At 69.3% G+C, this 26056-nt stretch carries 15 protein-coding genes; 12 read left to right on the top strand and 3 right to left on the bottom strand.

Translation table 11 applies throughout. From position 1 onward, the window contains the following. Positions 1-222: 222 nt before the first annotated feature. The 7 genes from OP04_RS49145 to OP04_RS04325 all read left to right on the top strand — a co-directional run bounded on the left by OP04_RS49145 (position 223) and on the right by OP04_RS04325 (position 15501). Positions 223-2436 carry a hypothetical protein gene (locus OP04_RS49145; protein ID WP_157239274.1) on the top strand — a complete coding sequence of 738 codons (2214 nt, stop codon included), beginning with the start codon at positions 223-225 and terminating at the stop codon, positions 2434-2436. Next, positions 2433-3818, top strand: coding sequence for a LamG domain-containing protein (locus OP04_RS49150; protein WP_051797073.1), 1386 nt, complete (start codon positions 2433-2435; stop codon positions 3816-3818). Before OP04_RS49145 ends, OP04_RS49150 begins: the two co-directional genes overlap by 4 nt. 4 nt (positions 3819-3822) lie before the next feature. Continuing rightward, on the top strand, positions 3823-10389 hold the full coding sequence (locus tag OP04_RS04310; RefSeq protein WP_157239276.1) for an RHS repeat-associated core domain-containing protein: 6567 nt from the start codon (positions 3823-3825) through the stop codon (positions 10387-10389). 7 nt (positions 10390-10396) lie between these two features. Beyond that, complete coding sequence (locus tag OP04_RS52940; RefSeq protein ID WP_157239278.1) at positions 10397-10744, top strand: hypothetical protein; 348 nt, start codon at positions 10397-10399, stop codon at positions 10742-10744. 384 nt (positions 10745-11128) lie between these two features. Continuing rightward, a complete protein-coding gene (locus OP04_RS04315; protein ID WP_269746658.1) occupies positions 11129-12352 on the top strand; it encodes a glycosyltransferase in 1224 nt (407 codons plus the stop codon). Positions 12353-12509: 157 nt separating this feature from the next. Next, the gene (locus OP04_RS04320; RefSeq protein ID WP_033338189.1) at positions 12510-13526 is read left to right on the top strand and encodes an intradiol ring-cleavage dioxygenase; all 1017 of its coding nucleotides are present in this window, start codon (positions 12510-12512) and stop codon (positions 13524-13526) included. 313 nt (positions 13527-13839) lie between these two features. Then, positions 13840-15501 (top strand): cholesterol oxidase substrate-binding domain-containing protein, encoded by a 1662-nt coding sequence (locus OP04_RS04325; RefSeq protein WP_033338190.1) that lies wholly within the window; start codon positions 13840-13842, stop codon positions 15499-15501. Here the strand turns inward: OP04_RS04325 and OP04_RS04330 are convergent. Then, complete coding sequence (locus OP04_RS04330) at positions 15490-16758, bottom strand: flavin-containing monooxygenase (protein WP_033338191.1); 1269 nt, start codon at positions 16756-16758, stop codon at positions 15490-15492. The genes OP04_RS04325 and OP04_RS04330 overlap by 12 nt on opposite strands. A 158-nt stretch (positions 16759-16916) precedes the next feature. Here OP04_RS04330 and OP04_RS04335 point away from each other — a divergent pair, with 158 nt between their 5' ends. Together OP04_RS04335 and OP04_RS04340 are read left to right on the top strand one after the other, a co-directional pair. Beyond that, the gene (locus tag OP04_RS04335) at positions 16917-18026 is read left to right on the top strand and encodes a tryptophan dimethylallyltransferase family protein (RefSeq protein ID WP_085066218.1); all 1110 of its coding nucleotides are present in this window, start codon (positions 16917-16919) and stop codon (positions 18024-18026) included. A 366-nt stretch (positions 18027-18392) separates the two neighbouring features. After that, positions 18393-19349 (top strand): DUF1152 domain-containing protein, encoded by a 957-nt coding sequence (locus tag OP04_RS04340; protein WP_157239280.1) that lies wholly within the window; start codon positions 18393-18395, stop codon positions 19347-19349. Here the strand turns inward: OP04_RS04340 and OP04_RS04345 are convergent. Beyond that, the gene (locus OP04_RS04345) at positions 19318-19659 is read right to left on the bottom strand and encodes a TraR/DksA family transcriptional regulator (protein WP_232323473.1); all 342 of its coding nucleotides are present in this window, start codon (positions 19657-19659) and stop codon (positions 19318-19320) included. The two genes, OP04_RS04340 and OP04_RS04345, sit on opposite strands and share 32 nt — an antisense overlap. 94 nt (positions 19660-19753) lie before the next feature. Between OP04_RS04345 and OP04_RS04350 the strand changes: the two genes are divergently transcribed. Next, positions 19754-20560, top strand: coding sequence for an SAM-dependent methyltransferase (locus OP04_RS04350; protein ID WP_033338193.1), 807 nt, complete (start codon positions 19754-19756; stop codon positions 20558-20560). 54 nt (positions 20561-20614) lie between these two features. Next, positions 20615-23743 (top strand): DUF4132 domain-containing protein, encoded by a 3129-nt coding sequence (locus tag OP04_RS04355; RefSeq protein WP_033338194.1) that lies wholly within the window; start codon positions 20615-20617, stop codon positions 23741-23743. A 198-nt stretch (positions 23744-23941) separates the two neighbouring features. Here the strand turns inward: OP04_RS04355 and OP04_RS04360 are convergent, their stop codons facing one another. Beyond that, complete coding sequence (locus tag OP04_RS04360) at positions 23942-25351, bottom strand: DHA2 family efflux MFS transporter permease subunit (protein WP_051797077.1); 1410 nt, start codon at positions 25349-25351, stop codon at positions 23942-23944. A gap of 83 nt (positions 25352-25434) precedes the next feature. On the opposite strand from OP04_RS04360, the gene OP04_RS04365 reads away from it, so the two are divergent. Further along, positions 25435-26013, top strand: coding sequence for a TetR/AcrR family transcriptional regulator (locus tag OP04_RS04365; RefSeq protein ID WP_033338195.1), 579 nt, complete (start codon positions 25435-25437; stop codon positions 26011-26013). The last annotated feature ends 43 nt before the right edge of the window (positions 26014-26056 follow it).

Consider the following 26056-nt stretch of genomic DNA (forward strand, 5'->3'; position numbering starts at 1 on the left):
CGCGGACACTTCCGCGTAGCTCTCACGGGTGACATCTACCTTGCGACTCGGTGAATTTCGACACTTGCTCTGAGTGTGCGCTTGCATTCATAGAGTTGCCTAACGTGACCCGATGCCCGCTTTGTCGGTTCTGTGAATACCCTTTGTAATTGCTGTTTACTTCCTGGGTATCGACGCTCTACAGTCCCTCCGGCTTGATCTTGAATATCGGGGGGAATCGCTGTGCCACGTCGTGTCCTGCCGCGCGGGTTCCGGGCGTCGTCGCCGCGGCGCGGACTTGCGTTGTTTCTGTCCGGTGTGGTGGGACTGTCGCTGAATCCGTTGCTGTCGCAGCCTTCGAGCGCCGCACGCCCTGAGTCCGAACTGGACCGTGCTGCCGCGTCCGGTGAGCGGGTCGAGGTGATGGCGGAGCGGACCGAGTTCTCTCAGGTGTTCGCGGAGCCGTCCGGTGTGCTGGTGATGGAGTCGACCGTGGTGCCGACACACGTGCGTCACGGTGACGGTTCCTGGTCCGATGTGAACCTGAACCTGTCCGTGCGTCCGGACGGTACGGTCCGCCCCGGTGCGTCGATCGCGGACGTGCGGTTCTCCGGCGGTGGCACCGCCCCGATGGTCACGCTGAACGACGCCGGCAAGACCCTCGAGCTGTCCTTCCCAGGCGTGCTGCCGCCGCCGACCGTTTCCGGTGACTCCGCGACGTACCGCGAGGTGCTGCCCGGTGTTGATCTGGTGTTGCGGGCGACGTGGACCGGTTTTACGCATGTGCTGGTGGTGAAGACGCCGGAGGCGGCGGACGATGTCGCGTCGGTGACGGTCGGGGTCGGCGGGGACGCGTCGGTGGAGCGGCTGGAGGACGGCGGTCTGCGTGCGGCCGTCGGCCGGACGGTGCTGGCGACGGCGGCCAGGCCGGTGATGTGGGACTCGGCGCCTCTGACGGTGGACCGGCAGGTGCGTGCGGCGCAGGCGGCGGTGCCGGGTGACAGCTCGACGCCGGCGAGCCCGGGTCCGGCGGCGAACAGTGCGCCGGTGGCGGCGGAGGTGACCGCGCAGGGTGATCTGCGGTTGGTGCCGGATGCGGGCCTGCTGTCCTCTCCGGCGCAGCATTTCCCGTTGTTCATCGACCCGGCCTGGGATCGGAAGCCGTTGAAGTGGGCGTACGCGACGGAGAACAACGCCGACAATCACCACACCAACGCCCGGGTCGGAGTCAACCCGGCCTCGGGGATGAAGCATCGGTCGTTCTTCAAGTTCTCGATTCCTGACCTGGGCGGGACATACATCCACTCCGCGCGGGTGCAGATGAAGGTCGACCACTCCTGGTCGTGTGACGACACGCCGACGTCGATGTGGTGGGCCGACTCGATCGGCATCGGGAGCAGCGGCGTGCGCGTGGGGTGGGCCACGAAGCTTCGTAGTGGTCTCGTGGCGGCGTCGTCGCACGGCAATGAGGCGGACGGGTGCGATCGCCAGCAGGACGACATGACCGTGCAGTTCCAGAACAACGCGGTCAAGAACCAGGTCCAGACTGCCGCGAAGGGCCGGTGGTCCGATCTGACCGTGGGCTTCTGTGCGTGTGACGTCAGCGGTGCGAACGAGTACGTCGGCGAGCGCTGGAAGACGTTCCACCCGAACGGTGCGGTGCTGGTCGTCGAGTACGACACCCCGCCGGACGTACCGAACGGGCTGATGGTCGAGCCGAACACGGACTGCGGCTCGCCGATCTCGACAGGCACACTGACGCCGAGTCTGTACGCTCGCCCGCGCGATGCGGACAGCACGCAGAAGCTGGCCGTGACGTTCGAGTGGCGGCGGATCCCGGGTCCGGGGCAGGTCGATGACGGCACTTACCCGACGTCGACCGTGACGGTGTCCGAGCAGACGCCGAACGTCCATGCGTCGCCGGTGAAGGTGACGATCAAGAACGGGGAGCGGTACGCGTTCCGCGTCCAGGCCAGAGATCCGGCCCCGTACAACATCCTGAGCCCTTGGTCAGCGTGGTGCGAGTTCTACCCGGACACCACCAAGCCGAAGGAGCCGGTGATCACCTGGAGTAATCGCCTGCTTCAGCCCGGTGAGGAGGTGGTCTTCACGATCAGCACGCCGTCGCTGGACGTGACCACGTTCCGGTACGGATTCAAAGCAGAGCAGGTACGGGAGGTCGCCGCGACGCTGACGACGGCCACCAACGGCAGCCAGGCAAAGACCGCGCAGGTGAAAATGTCGACGACCAAATACGGCGAGAGCATCTTCACCGCGTTCGGCATCGACGGCACGCTCAACGAAGGTCACCGGACGAGCGTCTCGTTGCTGGTGAACAAGCCGGTCACAGCGGTCGCCCGCTACGGGCTGCAGACCTACCCGGAGTCAGCGAGGTCGATGCGCTGGTCAACAGCGCGCGGCCCAGCGGCGAGAACCCGCTTGTCGCCACCGGCGTGAGCTGGACCGACGACGTACGGATCATCGGCGGCAGGACCGCGACGTTCACCGGCGCCACGTCGCAGAGCGCGGGTGTGAGCGGGCTGGCGCTGGACACGACGAAGTCCTTCTCGATTGCGGCCTGGACCAGGCTTACCGACCTGACCACGACATCGACCCTCCTTGCCAAAGATGCCGCCTCGGGACAGTCCAGCCCGTTCCGGCTGCGTGCCCGGCCGCTGGCCTCCGGCGGTAACGCCTGGTGCCTGAGTATGGTGGCGGCCGCCACCGCCACGTCGGGTACCGAGGTCTGCTCCACCGTGGCCAATACCGCCAACCAGTGGGTACATGTGGCTGCCGGTTTCGACCGGGCCGAAGGCCGGATCAAGGTCTGGGTCAACGGACTTGAGACGTCCGCCGCGTTTACCGCGCCCATCACCAACGGCAGGGGAATCGTGGTCGGTCAGGGCGTCGACGCGGTTGCCGGCCCGGGAGACCGGCTGCGCGGCAACGTCGCTGACCTGCAAGTCTTCGACCGGCTGCTCGTCGCGGAGGACTTCACGGGCCACACCGCCGGCGCGACCCTCGACGGCGATGTCGACGTGCCCGGGATCCTGGACCCGATCGAGGTCGGTTGGTGGACGTTCAGTCGTGGATTCAACTGCCGGGACGAGACGAATCAGGCCACCTGCCTGGCCTCTGCGGACGACCCGTTCGGCCGGCAACTCCGCACGACCCTCGGCACGGAGATCAAGACTGGCGGTCACGACGGCCGTGCCATGTTCCTCGACGATCTCCTGGTCGACGGCGAGGCGCCGAACTCGAAGCCCGAGTACGGCCAGTCGCAGCGCAACACCGGCACCGCTGACGTACCGGCATGGGCGTACGCGCCCGTCCTGCGCACCGATCAGTCGTTCTCGGTGTCCGCGTGGGTGAATCCGGACGACTTCGGCACCGGAGCACACACGATCGTGTCTCAGGACGGTCCGGACCGTACCCCGTTCGGTCTGTCGCTTCGCCCGGCCACGGTCGCCGGCGTCACCGCCGACCGCTGGACGTTCTCGATGGTGCCGTCCTCCGGCACCGGCGGGGACGTGGTCATCTCGGCTGAGCCGGTCGACTACGAGGACACGGCGGTCTGGACCCACGTCGTGGGCGTCTACGACGCCGTCCGCAAAGAGGCCCGGCTGTACGTCAACGGTGTCCCGGAGAAACCGCTCACGAAGAACTTCCCTGTGTGGCAGGCCTCCGGCCCGCTGACCGTCGGCGGTGCGCTGTTCAGCGGGGTCCGTACCGACCGCTGGCGCGGCGGGATCGACGACGTGCACGCCTACCAGGGCGCGCTCAGCGATCTCCAGGTTCGTGACCTGTTCCAGAGCGAACTGCGGATCGCGGTGAGCTGACCAGATGACTTCTGTACTCAACGCCGACGTGAAACGGATGGGAAACAGCGTGGGCAGGTCGACCATGGGCACGGCCGGACGTCTGCTGGCGGCGACGCTCGGCACCGTGCTGGCGGGCACTCTGCTCGCCGTTCCACCGGCGCTGGCGGTGCCGTTCACGCCGCAGCCGCTGCAGATCCAGGTGGAGAAGACCGACGCCGACGGCGGCGAGGTCCAAGGCGCTCCGCCCGTGCTGCAGAACGACCCCGTACCCGATCTGCCCGATCCGGTGTGGCCGACCGCGGCATCGGCACGTGCTGTGCTGAAGCCGTCCGGGCCGGCGAAGGCCGGCAGCACTCCGGTCAGCGTGGCCCGCGCCGACGGTGAGGCCGGCCGTAGCCTGCCGACAGACCTGACCGTCGAGGTCATCGACCGCGCGAACATTCCCGGCCAGTGGCGCGCCGGCGTCGTGCTCCGCATCGGTGGCGCGCCGGGCACGACCACCTCCGGCACGGCATCCGTGTCCGTGGACTACAGCTCGTTCCGGTACGCCTACGGTGCCGGATGGGGATCCCGGCTGCGGCTGTGGCAGCTGCCGCAGTGCGCGCTCGTCGCCGGAGACCAGCCACGGTGTTCGGCGCGTGAGCTGCCGTCCGTCAATGACACGGCGACGAGCACGGTCACCGCGGATGCGCCGATCGCGCCCATCGGCGGCACCGGCGCCGCGACCACCCGCGCCCAGCTCGCCGGCGATGCCGAGGTGGCGACCCCGGCGGGGACGCTGATCGCGGTGGCCGCGGCGCCGAACGGCCCGGCGGGAGACTTCGCCGCCACGTCGCTGTCACCGTCGTCGACCTGGAGCGTCGGCGGGAACTCCGGATCGTTCAACTGGTCGTACGGGATCACCACCCCGCCCGTACACGCGGGCGGGTCTCCCAGCCTGGCGGTGTCCTACTCGTCGTCGTCGGTCGACGGCCGATCGAACGTCACCAACAACCAGCCGTCCTGGATCGGCGAGGGCTTCGACCTCGGTGTCGGCTCCGTCGAGCGTCGCTACGTCTCCTGCGCGGAGGACACCAAGGACGGGGCGAACAACACCGAGACCACGCTGACCGGCGACCTGTGCTGGCGGACCGACAATGCCGTCCTGAGCCTGAACGGCAGCTCCACGGAGTTGGTCTGGGACAAGGACAAGGGGACCTGGCGCAGCCGGAACGAGGACGGCTCGAAGATCGAGCAGGTCAGGAAGTGGACCAACACCGAACACTGGAAGGTCACCGGCACCGACGGCACCGAGTACTACTTCGGTCTCAACACGCTGCCGGGGCAGTCCGGCACCACCGACTCGGCCTGGCGGGTCCCGGTCTACGGCAACCACAAGGACGAGCCGTGCCATCAGGCCGCGTTCGCCGACTCGGAATGTGACCTGGTCTACCGGTGGAACCTCGACTACGTCGTCGACGTGCACGGCAACACACAGTCGTATTGGTATGCCAAGGAGAACAACTTCTACGGCACCCGGGTCACCGCGACCGCGAAGCGTGAGTACACCCGCGGTGGCACGCTCAGCCGGATCGACTACGGCACCTGGGACCGCGCGGACGGCCGTTCGACGACCCCGGTCGCGCAGGTCGTGTTCGAGACCGGCGACCGCTGCCTGTCCGCCTGCAGTGACAAGGCCAACTGGTTCGACACGCCGACGGACCAGGAGTGCCTGAAGGCCGATGCGAAGTGCGAGAACAAGTACTCACCGACGTTCTGGACGAAGAAGCGCCTGACGAAGCTCACGACGAAGGTCTGGGACACCAGCAGCGCCAAGACCACGCCGGCCTGGCAGGACGTCACCCGGTGGGAGTTCGACCACACATTCCCCACTCCGGGAGACGGTGGTGACCCGGGTTTGTGGCTGAAGTCGATCACCAAGGTCGGTCTGGTCGGTACCGAGATCAGGCTGCCGCAGGTGACGTTCGATCACGAGGCGCTGCAGAACCGCGTGCTCACCGTGCACAACACCACCAACAGCTGGCAGCGCCTGTCGAGGATCGTGACCGAGACCGGTGCCACCACGCAGATCCGTTACACGCTGCCGGAGTGCACCGCGACGAATCTGCCGGAGGCGCCCAGGAACGGCATGCGCTGCTATCCGGTGCTCGGTCCCGACCCGGCCGACCCGAACGTGGACCTGGTCGAGTGGTGGCACAAGTATCTGGTCGCCTCGATCACCGAGACCGACGTGCAGCTCGAGGGCGGCGTGCAGTCACCGCCGATGGTCACGACCTACACCTACGGCGGCCCGCCCGCCTGGCACTACGCCGACGACGACGGCCTGACCAGGGTCAACCGCAAGACCTGGAGCCAATTCCGCGGGTACGAGTGGGTCACCACCCAGGTCGGCGCGGGCGCGGCCAAGACCCTCACCAAGACCAAGTACATGCGCGGCATGCACGGCGACCGCGCCTCCCACACCGGTGGCACCCGCACCGTCACCGTCCCTGCGTCACTCGGCGACGAGACCGTCTACGACGAGGACGCGTTCGCCGGCATGGTCCGCGAGACCGTCGTCTACAACGGCGACGAGGACCTGCCGGTGTCCAAGACCGTTCATGTTCCGTGGCGCTCCCCGGCGACCGCCTCCCGGAACATCAACGGCGACGTCGTCGAGGCCCGCTACCTGCGTAACCAGACCACCTACACCGCCACCGCGGTCGGGAAGGACGGTGCCCGCGGCTGGCGTGAGGGGCGCACCCACACCGAGTACGACAACGACTACGGCACCGTCAAGTCCGAGCATTCCGACGGCGACCTGGCCGTCACCGGCGACGAGGGCTGCACGACCTTCGAGTACAACCGCAACACGGTCAAGAACCTGCTTCACCTCGTCAAACGCACGACGACCACCGTGCTGCCGTGCGGCACTGCGCCCACCAGCACCGACGACGTCGTCTCCGACGCGCGCTCGTACTACGACGGCGCCACCAGCGTCGACGCCGCACCCAAGCTGGGCGCGGTCACGAAGTCGGAGATCCTCAAGAACTGGACGCCGGCCGGCGGCACCGAGTGGGAGAACGCCGGGCAGACCAGCTACGACAAGTTCGGCCGCATCGAGACCGTGACCGACATCAAGGGCGGGAAGACCACCACCGCCTACACCCCGGCCGGCGGCGGCCCGACCCTCAAGGTCACCACTACCAACCCGCTCAACTGGGCTTCCACCATCGAACTCGCCCCCTACTGGGGCAGCCCGACGATCAGCACCGATCCGAACAAGCACGTCACCACGCGCGAGTACGACGCGCTCGGCCGGTTCGTGCGCGGCTGGGACAGCGGCTGGACCAAGGCCGCGAATCCGAACAGTCCCAGCGTCCGGAACACCTATGAATACGCTCCCAACCGCGACGCCTACCCGTATATCAAGACCGAGGCACTGCACGCCGGTAAGGCCTATCGCGTCGGCTTCACGATCCTCGACGGCTTCCTGCGCGCCCGTCAGACACAGAGCCCGGCCCTCGACGGCTCTGCCGACCGTGTCGTCACCGACTCCAACTACGACGAGTACGGCCGCGTCTCCTCCACCTATGAGCAGCACATCGAGAAGGGCACCGCCTCCGGTGTCTACTTCTACGAACCCGGGTGGAGCGTGCCGGCGGTCACCAGGATCACCTACGACCTCGCCGGCCGTACCCTCGAAACGGCGCTCTGGGCCACCAAGGATGACACCAACCTCGCCAAGAAGTGGGGTACCGTCACCGTCCCCGAGGGCGACCGGACCCTGACGACCCCGCCGGCGGGTGGCACCGCCGCCACGGTCTACACCGACTACCAGGGGCGCACCACCGAGGTCCGCGCACACAACACCGCGGCGGGCGTCAACGGCCCATACCTCACCACCAGCTACACGTACAACCGCAAGGGCCAGCTGACCAAGGTCACCGACCCCGCCACGAACGAGTGGACCTTCACCTACGACATCAAGGGCCGCGAGATCACGCGTAAGGACCCGGATGCCGGTACCTCCACGACGACCTACAACGCCTACGGCGAGGTCGAGACGACCACCAACGGTGTCGGCAAGGTACTGCACACCAGCTACGACATCCTCGGCCGCCGCACCGCCCTGCGCGACGACAGTGCCACCGGGATGCTCCGCGCCGAGTGGAAGTACGACACCCTGTGGACCGACGATCCCGCAAAGGGCCTGCTCACCCAGGCGATCAGATACGACAACAACAACCCCGGCCGGGTCAACGCCGCCTACACGTGGCAGGTCAACGCCTTCACGGCCCGCAACCAGGTCTCGGCCTCCCAATACATCATCCCGAGCGTCGAAGGCAGCGGGCTGAGCCGCACCTGGGAAACCGGCATCGAGTACGCCGACCAGGACGGCACACCGAAGAGCATGAGTTACGCCGCGGCCGGCGGACTCGTCTTCGAGAAGGCCACCACGGAATTCCACGCCAGCACCGGGTTCCCGAACACCCTCAAGTCCTCGTTGTCGTCCATCGGGTCCTACGTCGTCAACCAGCTCTACACCGCCTACGGCGAGCCGACGCAGACCAAGTATCAGACGAACCTCCGCGACTACTACCTCGAGACCAGCACCAGCTATGACCTCGCCACCCGCCGCGTCACCGACACCGGCATCCGGCCCCAGACCGCCGGAACCATCTCCAAGACTCACTACAGCTATGACGACGCCGGCAACATCCTCTCCATCCACGACAAGCCGGACACCGGCGCGGCCGAGACCCAGTGCTTCACCTACGACGTCCTCCGGCGGCTGACCTCCGCCTGGACTCCCGCGGCCGACCCGGAATGCAAGGCCGGCCCCAGCGTGGCCGGCCTCGGCGGCCCGGCCCCGTACTGGACCGACTGGACCATCGACAGCATCGGCAACCGCACCAAGGAGGTCAACCACGCCGCCTCCGGTGACACCACCACGTACCAGATCCCGGCATCAGGGCCGACCTCTGTCCGTCCCCACTCGGTCACCGGTGCCACCGTCACAGCCGGCGTCGCCGCACCCGTCACCCGCAACGTCACCTACGACACCGCGGGCAACACGCTCACCCGGCAAGGCGTCACCGCCGCCCAGACCCTCACCTGGAACGCCGAAGGCAAGCTCACCAGCACCGTCGAAGGCAGCAAGACAGACACCAACGTCTACGACGCGGACGGCGGCCGCCTGATCCGCCGGGACGCCACCGGCACCACCCTCTACCTGCCCGGCATGGAAGTCCGCCGAGCCGCCTCCGGCACCATCACCGCCACCCGCTACTACAGCTTCGGCGGCAGGACCGTCGCCACCCGCAACGGTGCCAGCATCACCGGCCTCTCCTGGATCTTCAGCGACCACCAGGGCACCCAGAACATCAGCGTCAACGCCGACAGCTACGCCGTCACCATCCGCCGGCAGACCCCCTACGGCGAGGCCCGCGGCACCGCCTCCACCTGGCCCAACCAGAAGAGCTTCGTCGGCGGCGACAACGACCCCAACGGCCTCATCCACATCGGCGCCCGCGAGTACGACGCAGACCTGGGCCGCTTCATCTCCGTCGACCCCGTCATGGACCTGACGGATCCACAACAGTGGAACGCCTACTCCTACGCCTACAACAGCCCCATCACCTTGTCCGACCCCACAGGAATGCGTTCCGACTACTTCGACCCCTGCTGCGGAGGAAACGCCGGTGCCAGCACCGGCGGCGGCACGCCCGGTGGCACCACATCCGGCAGCGGTGGCTCCAACAGTGGGTCCGGGGGTGGTAGCAATTCCGGTGGCGGTAGTTCCGGTGGGGGCAGCTCTTGGAGTCAGTTCCGCAGTGGAATCTGGAATGCCGGAAGAAATTTCGTAAGCAGCGGCATCGCCCCATTCAAGCAAATCTACAACGATTACAAGAACAAGGGTGTCGGCGCCGCTCTCTGGTCAACCGGCGAGCTGGGATTCGCGACCGTAAAGGCCGGTATTTGCCCTCAATGTTCGATGTACGACCAAATTGTCAGCGACGTCGGTGTGGCGTCGGACTTTATCGATGCTGCCCGGTCGGGCGATGTAGAGGGAATGACCGAGGCGGTCGCTGGTAAGGGTATCGAGGTCGGCATCGGTCTCCTACCACTCGCGCGATTCAAGCTTCCGGTGCGCGCGCCCGCGACTCCTCGACCGGCTACGCCCGCAAAGGTAACGCCAAGCGCGACTCAAGATGCTGGTGGTGGCACAGCCACGGTTCGGTGGGACCCTGACCTTGGTCCAAATGGGCATGCCACGGTGCGGGTGGAGGGGGAGGGTCTCACGCCGCTGGAAACTGAACAAATTATTCCGGGTCTGGGAAAGAAAAAAAATCCTCAGGGGCGTGCAACGACATCTGATTTTGCGGAACCGCTGACTGGTAAGAATGTCGTGGAAAGGACGTTTCACCTTCCTGATGCAAGGGCTGCCAGGCGTGCTCAGTTGGAAGCTATAGGGAAGGACCTCGGCGCATACGACGGCCTTAGAAATAGTTGTGTGACATATTGTGTCTCCATATTGCGGGCGGGAGGGGTGACGAGTGTAAGAGAAGGGGTGCGAGGGGTGATTGACTTGAGGAGGATGCTATGATGATTCGATGCTTCCGAGTGATGGTCAGCACTACAACTCCGTGCTTGCGGAGATTATTGTTAGCAACAGGGTTGGTTTGGTTCACATTGGTCTCGTGGGTGATCTCCTTTCCGTTGGAGCGCGCTTTAGTATGCTCACGATATCCGGGGTTAGGATCTCGAATGATCGTTGGATTGAGATTGCCGAAGAGGCTGCCGACCTAGAGGATGCCTATAAGCTTGCCTGGCGGATGGTTGTTTCTGAAACGCGCACCGAAAATAAAGAAAAGCGCCTTATGGAATTGACTCGGACTCTGCGTGCGGCCGTTGATTCGATGTCGAATGTTGTTCGAAAGCTTGAAGATGAGAGCAGGTAGCGATATCGAGCATAAAGGATTTGCTGTAGGTCGATGTGCCTGAGGCGAGTTGCGGTTGCTGCGGGACTGCCTGATTGCTGTGTACTTGATCGGGTTCCTTGTGTAGAGGAATTCGTGAGTGGCTGCAATAAGAAATTGATAGACGACCTAGATGAGTGTTGGTGGTGAGTATTGCTCTTTCGGCGCTTGTGTGTAATGAGTAATTCCGCGTAACGGTGGATGACGGTGCGTGATGGCGGGTGTGGGGTGTGGCGATGCGCCGTAAGTCGTTGTGCGCAACGAGAAGATGCAGGGCGCCTAGTTCGGCTCCTTCGTGATCTTGACCCGAGGTGCTGTTAACTCGGTCGAACAGGTGGGATTGCACGGCACATGCGGATCGCAATGATGTGTGTGGGCAGCCGGGGGGATGTGCAGCCCATGGTGGCCCTCGGGGTGGAACTGCGGGGGCGCGGGCATGACGTGACTCTGGCCGTGCCGTCGGATCTAGTGGGGTTTGTGCAGCGCGCGGGGCTGGAGGCGGTCGGCGCGGGTGTTGACGCGCGGGAGTTTCTGCAGTCGCCGGAAGGGCAGCGGCTGCTGGCGGCGGGGGACTCGCGTCGGTATCTGGCGGCGCTGGCGAAGAAGCGTGGCCAGGTCATCGGCGCTGTCCAGGACGCGTTGATCGAGGCCGCACGTGGCGCGGACGTGATCGTGGCGACCAGGCTGGTCGAGGATGATGCGGCGGTGCTGGCGGAGCATGCGGGGATTCCGTTGGTCTGCCTGCACTATGCGCCATCGCGGCCGAACCGGACCATTCCGCCGTACTTTCTGACGCTCCGGCAGTTACCCCCGGCGCTGACCGCGCTCGCCCACTCCCTCGCCACCACCGTCCACTGGCGGACGATTGCGCCGAGCGTGGATGCGCTGCGCGAACGCCTCGGAATGCCGCGCACCAGGATTCCGACCGCGACCCGCCTGGCCCGCGCCGGGACGACCGAGATTCAGGCCTACAGTGCGGCGCTGGTGCCGGCGATCCCCGAGTGGGGCGTGCATCGGCCGATCGTCGGATTCATGCAGCTCAACCATGAGGCACGTGTACGGCTCGGCGAAAGCGGCACGAACGAGGATCTTGACCGCTGGCTCGACGACGGCGACCCGCCGGTCTACCTCGGGTTCGGCAGCATGCCGGCGGCGGATCCGGCGGCGATGCGGGACCTGGTCAGAGGGCTCAAGACCCGTGTGCTGGTCAGTGCGGACTGGCCGATCGAGCGGACCGGGAACCTGTACGTCGCCGGAAGCCTCGACCATGACGTGATCCTGCCCCGCTGCCGCGCCGCCGTGCACCACGGTGGCGCGGGCACCACCGCGGCGGCGCTCCGGGCCGGGCTTCCGTCGCTGGTCTGTGCGGTCTTCGGGGATCAGCCGTTCTGGGGGGAGCGGCTGCGCGAGCGAGGCGTCGGTGACTGGTTGCGCTTCGCTGACCTTGACGCCCGTCGTCTGCGGGACGGAATCGACGCGCTGCTGGATCATGCGGTGCGGGAGCGGGCGGCGGCGCTGGCCACGCGGCTGGAGCGGGACGCGGTGGAGCGGGCGGCGGACGAGGTCATCGCGGCGGCGGTGAAGGGCTGAAAGGCCGATTCGGGGGTACGGGAGGAAAGCCCGGATTACGGTGAAGTGAGACGCCGTTCCGCGATTCCACAGGTGAGGCACAGGTTGTGCTCAGGCGGCGCATGGGAGCGCGCACCAACCTGGTCCCTGTCATTGACCGGCAGCGAGCGGAGGAACGATGAAGCGGACGTACGAGGGCAGGACCCTCCCGCGGCAGGACGACGAGGTCGTCGACCAGGGGCTCGGGTTCGACCTGGAGACGCTGCTGGGACGTCGGAAGATGCTCCGGGCGATCGGCCTCGGGGCGGTGACGCTGGGACTTGCGGCCTGTGGGAGCAATACCGACACGCCGTCCGGAACCACGACGACCGGGGCCACGGGGACCAGCACGGGCGAGATCCCGGACGAGACGGCCGGGCCGTACCCCGGTGATGGCTCTAATGGTCCTGACGTGCTCGAACAGAGCGGCGTCGTCCGGAAGGACATTCGGACCAGCTTCGGGACCGGGAGCGCGACGGCGGAGGGCGTGCCGCTGACGATCGAGCTGACGATCCTTGACATGACGAACAACGATGCGCCGTTCGCAAATGTCGCGGTGTATGTCTGGCACTGTGACCGGGCCGGCGGGTACTCGATGTACTCGGACGGGTTGACGAACGAGAACTATCTGCGCGGCGTGCAGGTCGCGGGCGCGGACGGCACGGTGCGGTTCACCAGCATCTTCCCGGCCTGCTACACCGGTCGCTGGCCGCACATCCACTTCGAGGTGTACCCGGACCAGGCGTCGATCACGGACTCGACGAAGGCGATCGCGACCTCGCAGGTCGCGCTGCCGAAGGACGCGTGCGACACGGTCTACACCCAGACGGGGTACGAGGCATCCGTCAGCAACATGGGCCAGGTCAGCCTGGACAGCGACAACGTGTTCGGTGAGGACGGCGGGGCGCTCCAGCTCGGCGCGATTACCGGCGATGTGACCGCCGGATACACGGTCATGTTGACGGCGAAGGTGGATACGCGCACCACGCCGACCGGTGGCGGGGCGCCGGGTGGCGGCGGGCAGCCCCCGTCGGGCGGGCCTGGTGGCGGTGGCCCCGGCGGTGCGCCTCCGTCCGGTGCTCCGGGTGGCGGCGGTCCCGGTGGTGCGCCTCCGTCGGGCGCTCCGGGTGGCACGCCTCCCTCGGCGGCTTCCTGAGCGCGGCTCCTGAGCGCGTCCGTATGAGCGCCATGGTGCGAGCGCGGCTTCCTGAGCGCGTCCGTATGAGCGCTGCTGCGCGAGCGCGGCCTCCTGAGCGCTGCAGCGTGAGCACTACAGCGTGGGCGCACATACACGGGTGCGTCTGAGCGCGGCCCGAAGAGTGCGCACCCCTTGGCGCGGCCTGATGAACGCGGGCGCCGCAGCACCAGCGTGACCGTGTTGGCGCGCCCGCATGACGCCACGCGGGACCATCGAGACGAAACGCCCACGCAGCGAGCAGCATCGATGGAATCGATTTAGCGTCCCCCTCATGGGGATCAATCGACGCACGCTACTGTCCGGATCGGCCGCGGCCGGTCTCCTGTGGACGCCGATCGGCCGGCTGGCGGATCCGGGCCCCGAGCCGCCCGGATTCCCGGCCGGCATCGCGCACGAACGACGCACCTACGTGAGCTGGTCCGGCGAGACCGTCGCCGACGACGTCTGGACCGCGGTCCCGCAGACGCCCGCGGACATCGTCCGCCTCGCTGACTGGGCGCACGCTCAGGGCTGGCGTCTGCGCCCGCACGGTTTCAAGCACGGCTGGTCGCCACTCACCCTGGCCCCGGGCGACGACCCGGACCTGGTCCTTCTGGACATGACCGCGCACCTGACCGCGCTGGAGATGACCGCGCCGGACGAGGTGCGCGCCCAGACCGGCGCCTCGATGGAGTCGCTGCTGACGTTCCTGGAGCAGAACGGCCGCGGCCTCACCCACTGCCCCGCGCCGGGTGACCTGTCGGTCGGGGGAGTGCTGGCGATCGGCGGCCACGGCACCGCGATCCCGGCGGACGGCGAGACGCGTGCGCCCGGCACGACCTACGGCTCGCTCAGCAACCTGATCACGTCGGTGACCGCGGTCGTCTGGGACGGCCAGGCTTTCACGCTCCGCACGGTCACGCGCGGCGAGGAGGACGCGGCCGCGCTGCTCACCGACCTCGGCGTGATCTGCCTGGTCGAGGTCACCTTGCGGGTCGGCGTGAACACGAACCTGCGCTGCCTGAGCCGTGTCGACATCCCCGCCACCGACCTGTTCGCCGCGCCGGGCGCCGGCGGGACGAACACGGTCGACACGTTCCTGCATCAGGCCGGGCGGATCGAGGTGATCTGGTTCGCGTTCACCACGCACCCGTGGCTCAAGGTGTGGAGCGTCGCGCCGGTACAACCGGTCACGTCCCGGCCGGCGCTGACGCCGTACAACTATCCGTTCTCGGACAACATCCCGCGCCCGGTCGCACGAGTGGCGGGCGCGATCCTGAGCGGCCAGTACTATCTCGCGCCGGTCCTGGGGCAGCTCCAGTTCGCGGCCACGACCGCGGGCCTGACCGCGACGCTGGCCACGGACCTGTGGGGACCGTCGAAGAATCTGCTGCTCTACATCAAGCCGACCACGCTGCGCGTACACCCGAACGGTTATGCGGTGCTGACGCGCCGTGCGGATGTGCAGTGGGTGCTGCACGAGTTCGCGACCGAGTACGAGCGGCTGCTGCACGCCTATGCCGCGCAGGGCCGGTTCCCGGTCAACGGCGCGGTCGAGATCAGGGTCACCGGGCTGGACGATCCTTCGGACGTCGAAATAGGAGGTGCGGAGCCGCCGCTGCTGTCCGCGGTCACCCCGCACGAGGGCTTCGACACCGCGGTCTGGCTGGACGTGCTCACGCTGCCCGGCGCGCTGCACGCGAACGCGTTCTACGCGGACCTGGAGGCGTTCTGCTTCGACACGTTCGCCGGCGACCGCGCGCTCACCCGCGTCGAGTGGTCGAAGGCCTGGGCGTACACGCCGGATGCGCCCTGGACCAACACGACGCTGCTGGAGGAGACGATCCCGGCGTCGTTCGGCGAGTCCTGGGACCGGGCCGGCGCGGAGCTGCGCGCGCTCGACCCGGACGGTGTCTTCCGCAACGCGTTCACCGAGGAGTTCCTAGGAGAGTGACCGCGCGTACCCGGCGAAATCAACATGGACGGTGCTGTACGGGTCCGGCCCGTACTGTGCCGCGATGCCGTCCAGATAGGAGGCGATCTCCCGGCGCATCTTCCCCACGCCCGGCAGCCGCACCGCGCCGGTGACCACGCCCGCGATCCAGCGCGCCTGCAGCTCCACGATCCGGGTGATCGCGCCGACCGGCCGGACCATGCCCGCGAACATCAGCCCGGGGTGGTTGGCCGCGACGATCCGCTGGTAGAGGCGCATCCGGCCGTGCCGGTCGCGGGGGCAGGACGGTGGCAGGAAGGGGAACCGCGGCGCGTACCCGGTGCAGTAGATCACGGTGTCGACCTCGTGCCGGGTACCGTCCGTGAACGTGACGCGCGGCCCGTCGAAGCCGGCGATGCCCGGCTTCGGCGTGATCAGGCCGTGGCTGATCTGGCTGAGGATCGAGTCGGAGATGGTCAGCCCGGCCGAGAAGAGCGCGTGGTCCGGCTCCGGCAGGCCGTAGTCGGTCAGGTTGCCGTGCATCGTCCACAGGGTCCGCTGGATGAACGCGCGGGCGCCCTCGAGGCCGAGCTCGGCGTACCAGGGCTCGTCCGCGATCTCGTCGATCGGCACGCCGTAGAGCCGCTTCGGGGTGACGTGCATGCCGCGCCGCACCGACAGCAGCGTGGTGCCGGCGGTGCGGCACAGGTCGCCGGCCACGTCGACCGCGGACGAGCCGAAGCCGACCACCAGCACGCGTTTCCCGGCGAACGGCGCGGCGTCCCGGTAGTCCATGGTGTGCAGCACCTCGCCGGTGAACCCGCCGTGGTCCGCCGGGATGCGCGCGGCCTGGTGCAGGCCGGACGCGACGACCACATGGCTGAACGTGCGCGTCACGCCGTCGCCGGTGACCACGGTCCAGCGCTTGTCGGGCCCTCGCCGTGCGGAGACCACGGTGGCGCCGGTCTCCACGTGGTCGAGCAGGCCGTGCTCCTTGGCGTACCCGCGCAGGTACTCGGCGAACTGCGCGTGGCTCGGGTGCGTGGGGTAGTCGCCCGGCATCGGCGTGTCCGAGTAACCGGTCAGTCGCTTCGACGTGTTGAGGTGCAGGCTCGCGTACCCGGGCCCGCCGGCCCCGGTCCCGGCCTGGCCCCACATGCCGCCGACCTCGTCCGCCCGTTCGAGACAGGTGAACGACACGCCCGCCCGCTGCAGCGCTCGCGCGACCGCGATCCCGGACAGGCCGGCGCCGATGACACAGACTGAGTGATCAGTCATCTTTCCTCCTCGCCGAAAACCGTTCCGAGCGGCCGTATCCGGAGAGTATCGTCCAGGGTGGACTTGCGTAAGCACTGAGCGCACGATCAGGTACTGATTGTGCACAGTGTCACGCGGAGGGTGACCAGCCTCAATGTTTTGAGGCAGAATATACCGTTATGCCTGAAGAGTCCGGCCGTGTGTCACTCGCACGGCAGAGAACGCACGCCGCCCTGCTCACCGACCTCTGGAATCGCGTCTGCACGGCCGCCTGGGGACGCGCCGATCGCGACCCGAGCCGCCTCGCCGACATGCTCCACCCGTGGGCGCACCGCCGGATAGAGGACCAGCCCCGATATCAGTCCTTTGTGTCCGGTGACGGCTTCCCCGCTGAGCTGTCGGTCAGCTGGCGCAAGGGCGTCACCGAGGTCCGCATCCTCTTCGAACCGGTCGGGCAGGTGCCGACCGCCCGCGCCGTCCAGGACGCCGGCCGCGCCATGGTCCGCGCGCTCGCGTCCCGCCCCGGCGTCTCCATCGGCGGCTACCGGGCCGTCGAGGACCTGTTCACGTCCGACGACCCGCCCGCGTACCGCTCCGGCATCTGGCTCTCACTCGCCTGCGGCCCCGAGGGCCCGCCGCAGTACAAGGTCTACCTCAACCCGTGGGTAAACGGTCACGGTCGCGAATGGGACACCGTCACCCGCGCCATGGACCGCCTCGGACTCGCCGCCGCCTGGTCCCCGCTTGCTCGCGCCCGCGACGCGATCTCGGCCGCCGGCGCCCACCTCGACTACGTCGCCCTGGACCTGGCCACCGGCGCCCAGGCCCGCGCAAAGATCTACTTCCGGCACCGCACCGGCGGCCTCGACGGCATCCACACACTCGGCGCGTTCGCCCGCAGCTACGACGCGGAACGCACCGCCCACGCCGCCGCCGACCTCTACCACGGCCCGATCGCCAACGAACCCATGACCGGCCTGGCCTTCCGCGCCGGCCGCGACGGCGCCGACGAGGCCAACATCTACTTCCGCCTGCCCGGCAACGCCCCCACCGACACCGACGCCGCCGCCCGCATCACCGCGCTCCTCACCCGCGAGGGCGCGCCCGCCGACGTCCACCGCCGCATCGCCGCCGCCATCACCCCCACCGCCGTCCACGAACTCGTCAGCTACCGCACCCGCGACGCCGGCCCCGCCGACATCGGCACCTACTTCCGCCTCCCGCTCCACACCCCGCCCGCCACCACGACCCCCCGCCCCGGCCACGGCTGGCCCGCCGTCCCCCTCTGACCGATCCCCAGGGCCCGCCGACCCAGGCGGGCCAAGGGCCAATGCATTTCCCGCTTCCGGCGTGGTGCAGCCCGCATGCTCCCGCGGGCGCTCGAGCCGGCCTGGGGGCGACCCCAGACCCCGATCTCCCGCTTCCAGCCTGGTGCAGCCGCTCTCGGGGGCAACCCTCGCCTCGCGCCAAGACTCCGCCGGCGCTCCGCTTGCCGCTTCGCATCGGAGCCGGCCCCGCCGTGGTCCGGAACGCCACGCGATTCCCGCGGCTCCGCACGCCCGGATGCCGCGCTCCCGGTATCGCGCACCTTGTGCCGCGCGCGGCGACGGCGTACCCGCGAAGGGGTTGTGGTGGGGTCTGATCATTGGGGGGTGATGAGTCTGGGGTTGCCGCCGTTGCTGGGGGCGTTGAGCGGGGCGCGGCGCGTGCTGGTCGCGGGCGCGGGTGGCGGGTTCGACGTGTACGCGGGGCTGCCGCTGGTGTTCGCGCTGCGGGAGAGCGGCGTGGAGGTGCATCTGGCGAACCTGTCGTTCTCCGAGCTGGAACTGGTGGACCGTAATTTCTGGGTGAATCAACATGTCGTGGCCGTGACGCCGGAGGCGACCAGCCCGGACTGGTACTTCCCGGAGGGCGTGCTCGCCCGGTGGCTGGCCGCGCACGACATGCCGTCGACCGTCTACGCGTTCCCGCCGCTCGGCGTGCAGACGCTGCGGGAGGGCTACCGCTACCTGGTGGAACTGCTGGACCTGGACGCGATCGTGCTGGTCGACGGCGGCACCGACATCCTGATGCGCGGCGACGAGAACGCGCTCGGCACGCCGGTGGAGGACATGACCAGCCTCGGCGCGGTCGCGGGCATCGACGTGCCGGTCAAGCTGGTGACCTGCCTCGGGTTCGGGATCGACGCCTACCACGGCGTCAACCACGTGAACGTGCTGGAGAACCTGGCCGCGCTCGACCGCGAGGGCGGCTACCTCGGCGCGCTGTCCATACCGGGCGCGAGCCGGGAGGCGGCGCTCTACCGGGACGCGGTCGCGGACGCGGCGGCGGCCACGCCGGAACGGCCGAGCATCGTCAACGGGCAGATCGCGGCCGCGCTGAGCGGCGAGTTCGGCGACGTCCAGTTCACGAAGCGCACGCGGGGGAGCAGCCTGTTCGTGAATCCGCTGATGGCGATGTACTTCACGGTCGACCTGGACAAGCTCGCGGCCCGCTGCCTCTACCTGGACCGGCTGGAGAACACGGTCGGCCGGCGCCAGGTGATCAGCCGGATCGAGGCGTACCGCAGGGAGCTGGCCACTACCCGGATCCCGCGCGCCTACCCGCACTGAGCGACGCGCAGGCGATACACCAGCGTGCAAACGGTCGCGCGGCGAGCCGGTCGCCGCCGATCGGCGCGCCGCACCGTTCGCACACGCCGTAGGTGCCGGCGTCCACCCGGCGCAGCGCGGCGTCGACCTCGGCGATCCGCTCCCGGGTGGCCGCCAGCACCGCGGTCAGCTGCGCCCGCTCGAAGCCGACGGTGGCGCCCTCCGGGTCGTGCTCGTCGTCCGCGTTCGAGTCCCGCGACGCCGCGAACAGCGCGGAGAGGTCCCGGGCCAGCGTCGCGGCCTCGGTCTCCGCGTCCGTTCGCATCCGCATCAACTCGTCCCGGACCATCATCGCAGCATAGGGCCGGGTCAGCGACGATCGCGTCGTTTGTGGATCGTGACGGTATGGTGTCGCCGTGGATGAGATGACCGCAGCGCCGTCCGGGATCAACCCGGCCGAGCCGCATCCCGCGCGGCGATACAACTACTGGCTGGGCGGGAAGGACAACTTCGCCGCCGACCGCGCCTCCGGCGACGAGCTGCAGAGGCTGTTTCCGAAGGTACGACTGGGCGCACTGGCGAACCGCGCGTTGCTGCGGCGTGCGACCCGGTTCCTCGCGGCGGAGGCGGGCATCCGGCAGTTCCTGGACATCGGCACCGGCCTGCCGACCGCGGACAACACGCACGAGGTGGCACAGCGGCACGCGCCGGAGAGCCGGATCGTCTACGTCGACAACGATCCGCTGGTGATGGTGCATGCGCGGGCATTGCTGAACAGCAGCCCGGAGGGTCGCACCGCGTACATCGAGCGGGATCTCAACGATCCGGCGTCGATCCTCGCGGACCCGATCCTGGCCGGCACGCTGGACCTGGAGAAGCCGGTCGGCCTGATGCTGATCGCGGTGCTGCACTTCATCCACGGCGACGGTGCGGCCGTGCCGATCGTGCGCACGCTGCTGGACGCGTTGCCGTCGGGCAGCTACCTGGTCGCCACGCACGCCACGTCGGATTTCGGCACGCCGGAGCAGCAGAAGCTCTACCAGCAGCTCATCGCGCAGGGGAAGTCCGACGTGTGGACGCGGCCGCGCGACGAGTTCGCCGCGCTCTTCGACGGGCTGGAGCTCGTCGAGCCGGGCATCGTGCCGGCCAGCGAGTGGCGCCCGGAGCCGGGCACGGAGATCCCGGAACGATCGGACATCAACGTCTGGACCGCGGTCGGCCACAAACCCTGACACACGAGTGGGTACGCCGTGGGCGTACCCACTCGAACGTTCTATCGTGGCGCGGTGATCTCCTGGGACGCACCGCCGCCGTCGATCGTGCCCGCCCCCTGGACCCCGCCCTCGCAGGCGGACGTCTGGAAGGACGGCGTGCTGGTCGACCGCTGGCTGCGGGACGTGGTGCCGCCGCGCCGGGGCGGGATCGACACCGGTGTCCGCCCGGCCGCCACGCTGGACGAGGCCTGGGCGGGGCTGCGCGACCACGTCTGGGCGGCCAAGGGCGACGAGATCTGGCACCTGGCCACGTCGACCGACGTCGTCGAGCGGGCGATGGGCGAGCGGCTGCTGGACCCGCGCGCCAGGCCGGGCGAGCCCGGCGAGGACCAGGAGCTGGTCTGGGCGTTCCATCGGCGGCTCTGCGGTGCCGGCCACGCCGGGTTCGAGTGGCTCGTCGACTACCTGGCCGCGTCCAGCGGGCTGCCCGAGGCGGCCCGCATGATCATCGATGCCTACGACTGCGACCTGCCGACCGTGTTCGGCGCGCTGACCGGCCGCCTCCGGGAGCTGCTGGCCGTCGCGGACGACGCCACCTACGCGCGCGCCCGGGACGCGATTCTCGCCGGTCGCGATGACCGGCTCGTCCAGGACGGCAACCGGCATCGCGGGCGGCTGGAGGGGGACACGATCGCCCGTTTTCACTGGTCGATCACCTATCTGCTGCCGCTCGGGCCGCGATCCGGCCCGGAGGAACGGGCCGCGCACGACGCGGCGCTGCACCGGCTGGACACGAACGACATGTGGCGCACCCGCCTGCTCGGGCTGGCGTGCGGTGACGCGGAGACACTGGAGCGGATCCTGGCCGTCGACCCGGGCGCGGACGTCTTCGGCACGGTCGGTGGCCGTCTCCTCCTCGCCGGCCTGCTGGACAGCGGGAACGCCACGGCCGTCTGCCGACTGCGCCCGAGCTCGCTGTCGCTGCGGAACGGCGCGCACGAGAGCGCGGTCTGGACCAGCCTGCTCGCGCACATCGATCACGACGACGCGCGCGAGATCCTGGCCGAGCTGCACGACGAGGGCTATCCGGAGGCGGGCGCGCGGACCACGCCGGTCGTGCCGGCGTGGCGACTGCCGTCCGTCGCCTCGGGCACACCGTTCGCCTATCAGCCGCCCGAACCGGTCCGCCCGGTGCCGCGGGACACGGAGGTGACGGTCGCACCGGTGCTGGACCTGCCCGGGTCCGCACCCGCGCTGATGGACGTGCACGACCAGTACCAGTCCTGGAACGGCATCGGCCTCCGCGACTGCGACGACGCGCAGGTGACCGCGTGGCTGGAGCACCACGAGCACTGGGCGATCCCGAGCACGTTCACCGCGCTCGCGCTCGCGCCCCGCTGGACCCACGAGCGGCTGATGGCGCTCGGGTTCACGCACGACCACCGGGACACGGGCGCGCGGGCGATGGCGTCGCTGCTGGCCCGGTACGGCGTCAGCCACGTGCCGGTGCTGCTGGCCGCGTTCGCCCACAAGGACACCGTCGAGCCCGCGCTCGCGGCGGCCCAGCCGGTCGGCCACGTGGCGCTCGCGGCCCCGGTCGCGCGTGCGTTCACGGCCCGCGCGCACCGTCGCGCGGCCCGCGCCTGGCTGCTGCACCACCCCCGGCACGCGGCCGCCGGCCTGGTCGCGGAGTGGCGGGCCAAACCGGCTGACCCGGCGATCAGGCGGGCACTGCGCTGGCTCGACACGCAGGGGCACCGGGCGCTGATCGAGTCCGTGACCGGAAAGACCGCCACGGACGTGATCGCGATGCTGGACCAGGACCCGCTCGCCGCGCCGAAGGCGAAACGCCCGAAGATCCCGGACTACCTGACCGCCACCCCGCTGCCGCCGCTCGATCCGCCCGCCGCTCAAGAAGATCAAGAGCTTTTGCTGGTACGACTCGCGGCTTCCGAACCCGATGCCGTGCACCCCGGCCTGGCCGAGGCACGGGAGACCTGGACCGCCGCGTCCCGCGCGACCTTCGCCGCCGCACTGGTCGACCGCTGGCTGGAGGCCGGCATGCCCGGCGCCGGCGTCTGGACCATGTACGCGGTCGCGCTGATCGGCGACGACGCCGGCCTCCGTCGCCTGGCCACGCTCGCCCGCCGCTGGGCCGGCCCGTCCGTGCGGGTCCGCGACCGGGCCGCGCTGGACGCGCTTCGCCTCCGGGGCACGGACGCCGCGCTGATCGCGCTGGCCGGGCTGGCCGAGAAGAGCCGCTTCCCCGAGTTCGAGGCCGTCGTCCGCGACCACATCGACGAGATCGCGCAGCTGCGCGGCCTGACGGCGGACGAGCTGGCCGACCGCCTGGTCCCCAGGTTCGGCCTGGACGACGGCGGCGACGTGCTCGCCACGGACGCGGGCACGTTCCGGATCGTGTTCGACCACGAGCTGATGCCGGTGGTCCGGGACACGTCCGGCCGGGTGCTCGCGGACCTGCCCGCGCCGGCCCGGGGCGAGGACCGCAAGCGCCACCAGGCCGCGAAGGACCGGCTCGCCGAGGTGCGCACGGAGGCCAAGGCGTCCGCGGCGCTGCACCTGGCCCGGCTGGAGAACGCGATGTGCGACGAGCGGCGCATCCCGGCCGCGGCGTTCCTGGACCGCTTCGCCGGACATCCGTGGATGACCCATCTGGCCCGGCGGCTGGTCTGGGGCGTCTTCCTGGGGGAGACGCTGACCGCGACGGTCCGGGTGGCGGAGGACGGCTCGCTGGCCACGGTCGCCGACGAGACGTTCGTCCTGCCCGAGGCCGCGTCCGTGGCCCCGCTGCACCCCGCGGCGTTCCCGGACGGCGAACTCGGCGCCTGGCGCACCGTGCTCGACGACTACGACCTGATGCAGCCGTTCCCGCAGCTGGACCGCCCGGTGCACCGGAGGTCCGGCACCGCGCTGGACGGCTACGCGGGCCGGACCGTCAGCTTCTCCGCGCTGCGCGGTCTGGAACGCCAGGGCTGGGACCGGTCGCACGACGAGCCCGACGTCGTGCAGCTGACCAAGCCGCTGACCGGCGGTGAGCTGCTGCTGGAGGTGGCGCCCGGCTGGTACCACTACGACCGTGCCGCCTCGGTACCGGACCAGACGATCGTCCGCCTGACGCTCGACGGCGACCCTTCCCCGGCCGCGTTCTCCGAGGCGGTCCACGACTTGCGCCTGCTGTAAATGGCAAAATTTCGGGCACGCAGCGCCCGTTCCCGCGCGCAGGGTCGCGTGGGTCGCGTTCAACACAAGCTGAGCGGCAATGGGCCGCTGCCGCAGGAGCGTGTGGACCACAACCGCGCTGGAAGCGGAAGAAAAGCTTGTGAAGCAAGGGGTTGGCGGGTCCAGGTCTCCGCCTGGGCCCGCCATGGAATCCGTCGGTTACGCCGGCTGGAGGGCCGGGGCGGTCTCGGTCCGGGTGATCGCGCGCCGGCCCGGGAGGAAGAGCGCGAGCACGGTCCCGGCGGTGACGACCAGGCCGCCGACCGTGATCGCCGGGACCAGGCCGTCGACGAAGCCGGTTGCGCTGGCGTAGTCGCCGTGTGAGGTGAAGACCGAGGCCAGCACTGCGACGCCGACGGCCACGCCCAGCTCGCGGATCGTGTTGTTCGCGCCGGAGGCGACGCCGTGCTGGTCGGGGTGCACGCTGGACAGCACCAGCGTGCTCATCGGCGCGAACGTCAGGCCCATGCCGATGCCGGCCAGCACGAACGCGCCGACCAGCGCGCCGTAGGTGACGGTGGCGGTCGACGCGGCCGCGATCCACAGGATGGCGGCGGCGAGCAGGGCCTGGCCGAGCACGATGAGGGTACGGGCGCCGACGCGTGAGACCAGCAGGCCGGCGATCGGCGCGACCACCATCGGCGCCATCGTCCACGGCAGCGTGCGCACGCCGGCCTCGAACGGGCCGAGTCCCTGCACCACCTGGAAGAACTGGGCCAGTAGGAACACCGAGCCGAACACGCCGACCGAGAACGCGAACGCGACCGCGCTGACGATGGCGAAACCGCGGTTGCGGTACAGGCTCAGCGGCAGCATCGGCACCGGGTTGAGGCGCTGCCAGATCAGGAACCCGGTCATCAGCGCGGCGCCGCCACCGATCATGAGCAGCACGCGGGCGGAGGTCCAGCCGTAGTCCGGGCCGTCGACGACGCCCCACACCAGGCCGAGCACGCCTCCCGCGGAGAGCACCAGGCCGAGCGGGTCGAGACGGCGGGCGCCACCGCGGGACTCGCCGAGCACGGTCGCGGCCATGACCAGCGCGAGCACGCCGATCGGCACGTTCAGCCAGAAGATCCAGTGCCAGTCGAGGCCGTCGACGACCGCGCCGCCGACCACCGGGCCGACCGCGACGCCGAGGCCGCTGATGCCGCCCCAGATGCCGACGGCCGCGTTGCGCATCCGTTCGGGCACGGCCGCGGCCAGCAGCGTGAGCGACAGCGGCATGACCGCGGCGCCGCCCGCGCCCTGGACCGCACGGGCCGCGGTGAGCATCCACGGTTCGGTGGCGAGCGCGCAGGCCGCGGACGCGAGCGTGAACACCGCGATGCCGGCCAGGAAGAGGCGGCGCCGGCCGATCCGGTCACCGAGCGCGGCCGCGGTGAGCAGCAGCGCGGCGAACGGCAGCGTGTACGCATTGACGAACCACTGCAGATCGGTCAACGAAGCGCCGAGCTCGGACTTGATGACCGGCAGCGCGGTGGTGACCACCAGGTTGTCCAGCGTGACCATGAACATCGGTATGCCGACCGCGGCGAGAACTGCCGCCACCGGCCGTGGTGTGGAGCTCATGTCCGTACCCCCGGGAGGTTGTTGTTATTGACTGATAACTGCGTCCATGGCGAATGTAGTTATCGACTGATAACCTGTCAACCATGACTCCCCGCACCCGCCTCACCGCCGCCGAGCGCGGCGAGCAACTGGTCACCGCCGCCGTCACCGCGTTCGCGCGCAGCGGTTATGCCGGCACCACGACGGACCAGGTCGCGCGGCTCGCGGGCGTCACCCAGCCCTACGTGATCCGGATCTTCGGGACGAAGCAGGCGCTGTTCATCGCCACGCTGGAGCACACCTGCGACCGGATCGAGCAGACGTTCCGCGACGCGTCCGCCCAAGGAAAGGATCTTGCGACGCTCGGCCAGGCCTACGACCGGCTGCTGAGCGAGCACGACCTGCTGTCCGTGCTGCTGCACGGCTTCTCCGCCGCGGCGGACCCGCAGATCGGCGAGGTGGTGCGTGACCGTTTCGGCCGCATCTACGAGACGGTCCGCGAGATCACCGGCGCGAGCCCGCTGGAGCTCCGTGAGTTTCTCGCGCACGGCATGCTGCTGACCGTGCTCGGGGCGATCCGAGTCGCCGGCCGCGAGGCCGTGCCGCCGGCGCCGTGGGCCGCCGAGGTGCTGGCCACGTTCGGCCACGGACCGCACGACGTGTGCGGCCCGGAGGACCGGTAGACGCCGAGCCGCACGCGGTGCGGCGGGATCGACGAGCCTGGAT

Source organism: Catenuloplanes japonicus, assembly GCF_000717135.1.
In the GTDB taxonomy this organism is placed as follows: Bacteria; Actinomycetota; Actinomycetes; order Mycobacteriales; family Micromonosporaceae; genus Catenuloplanes; species Catenuloplanes japonicus.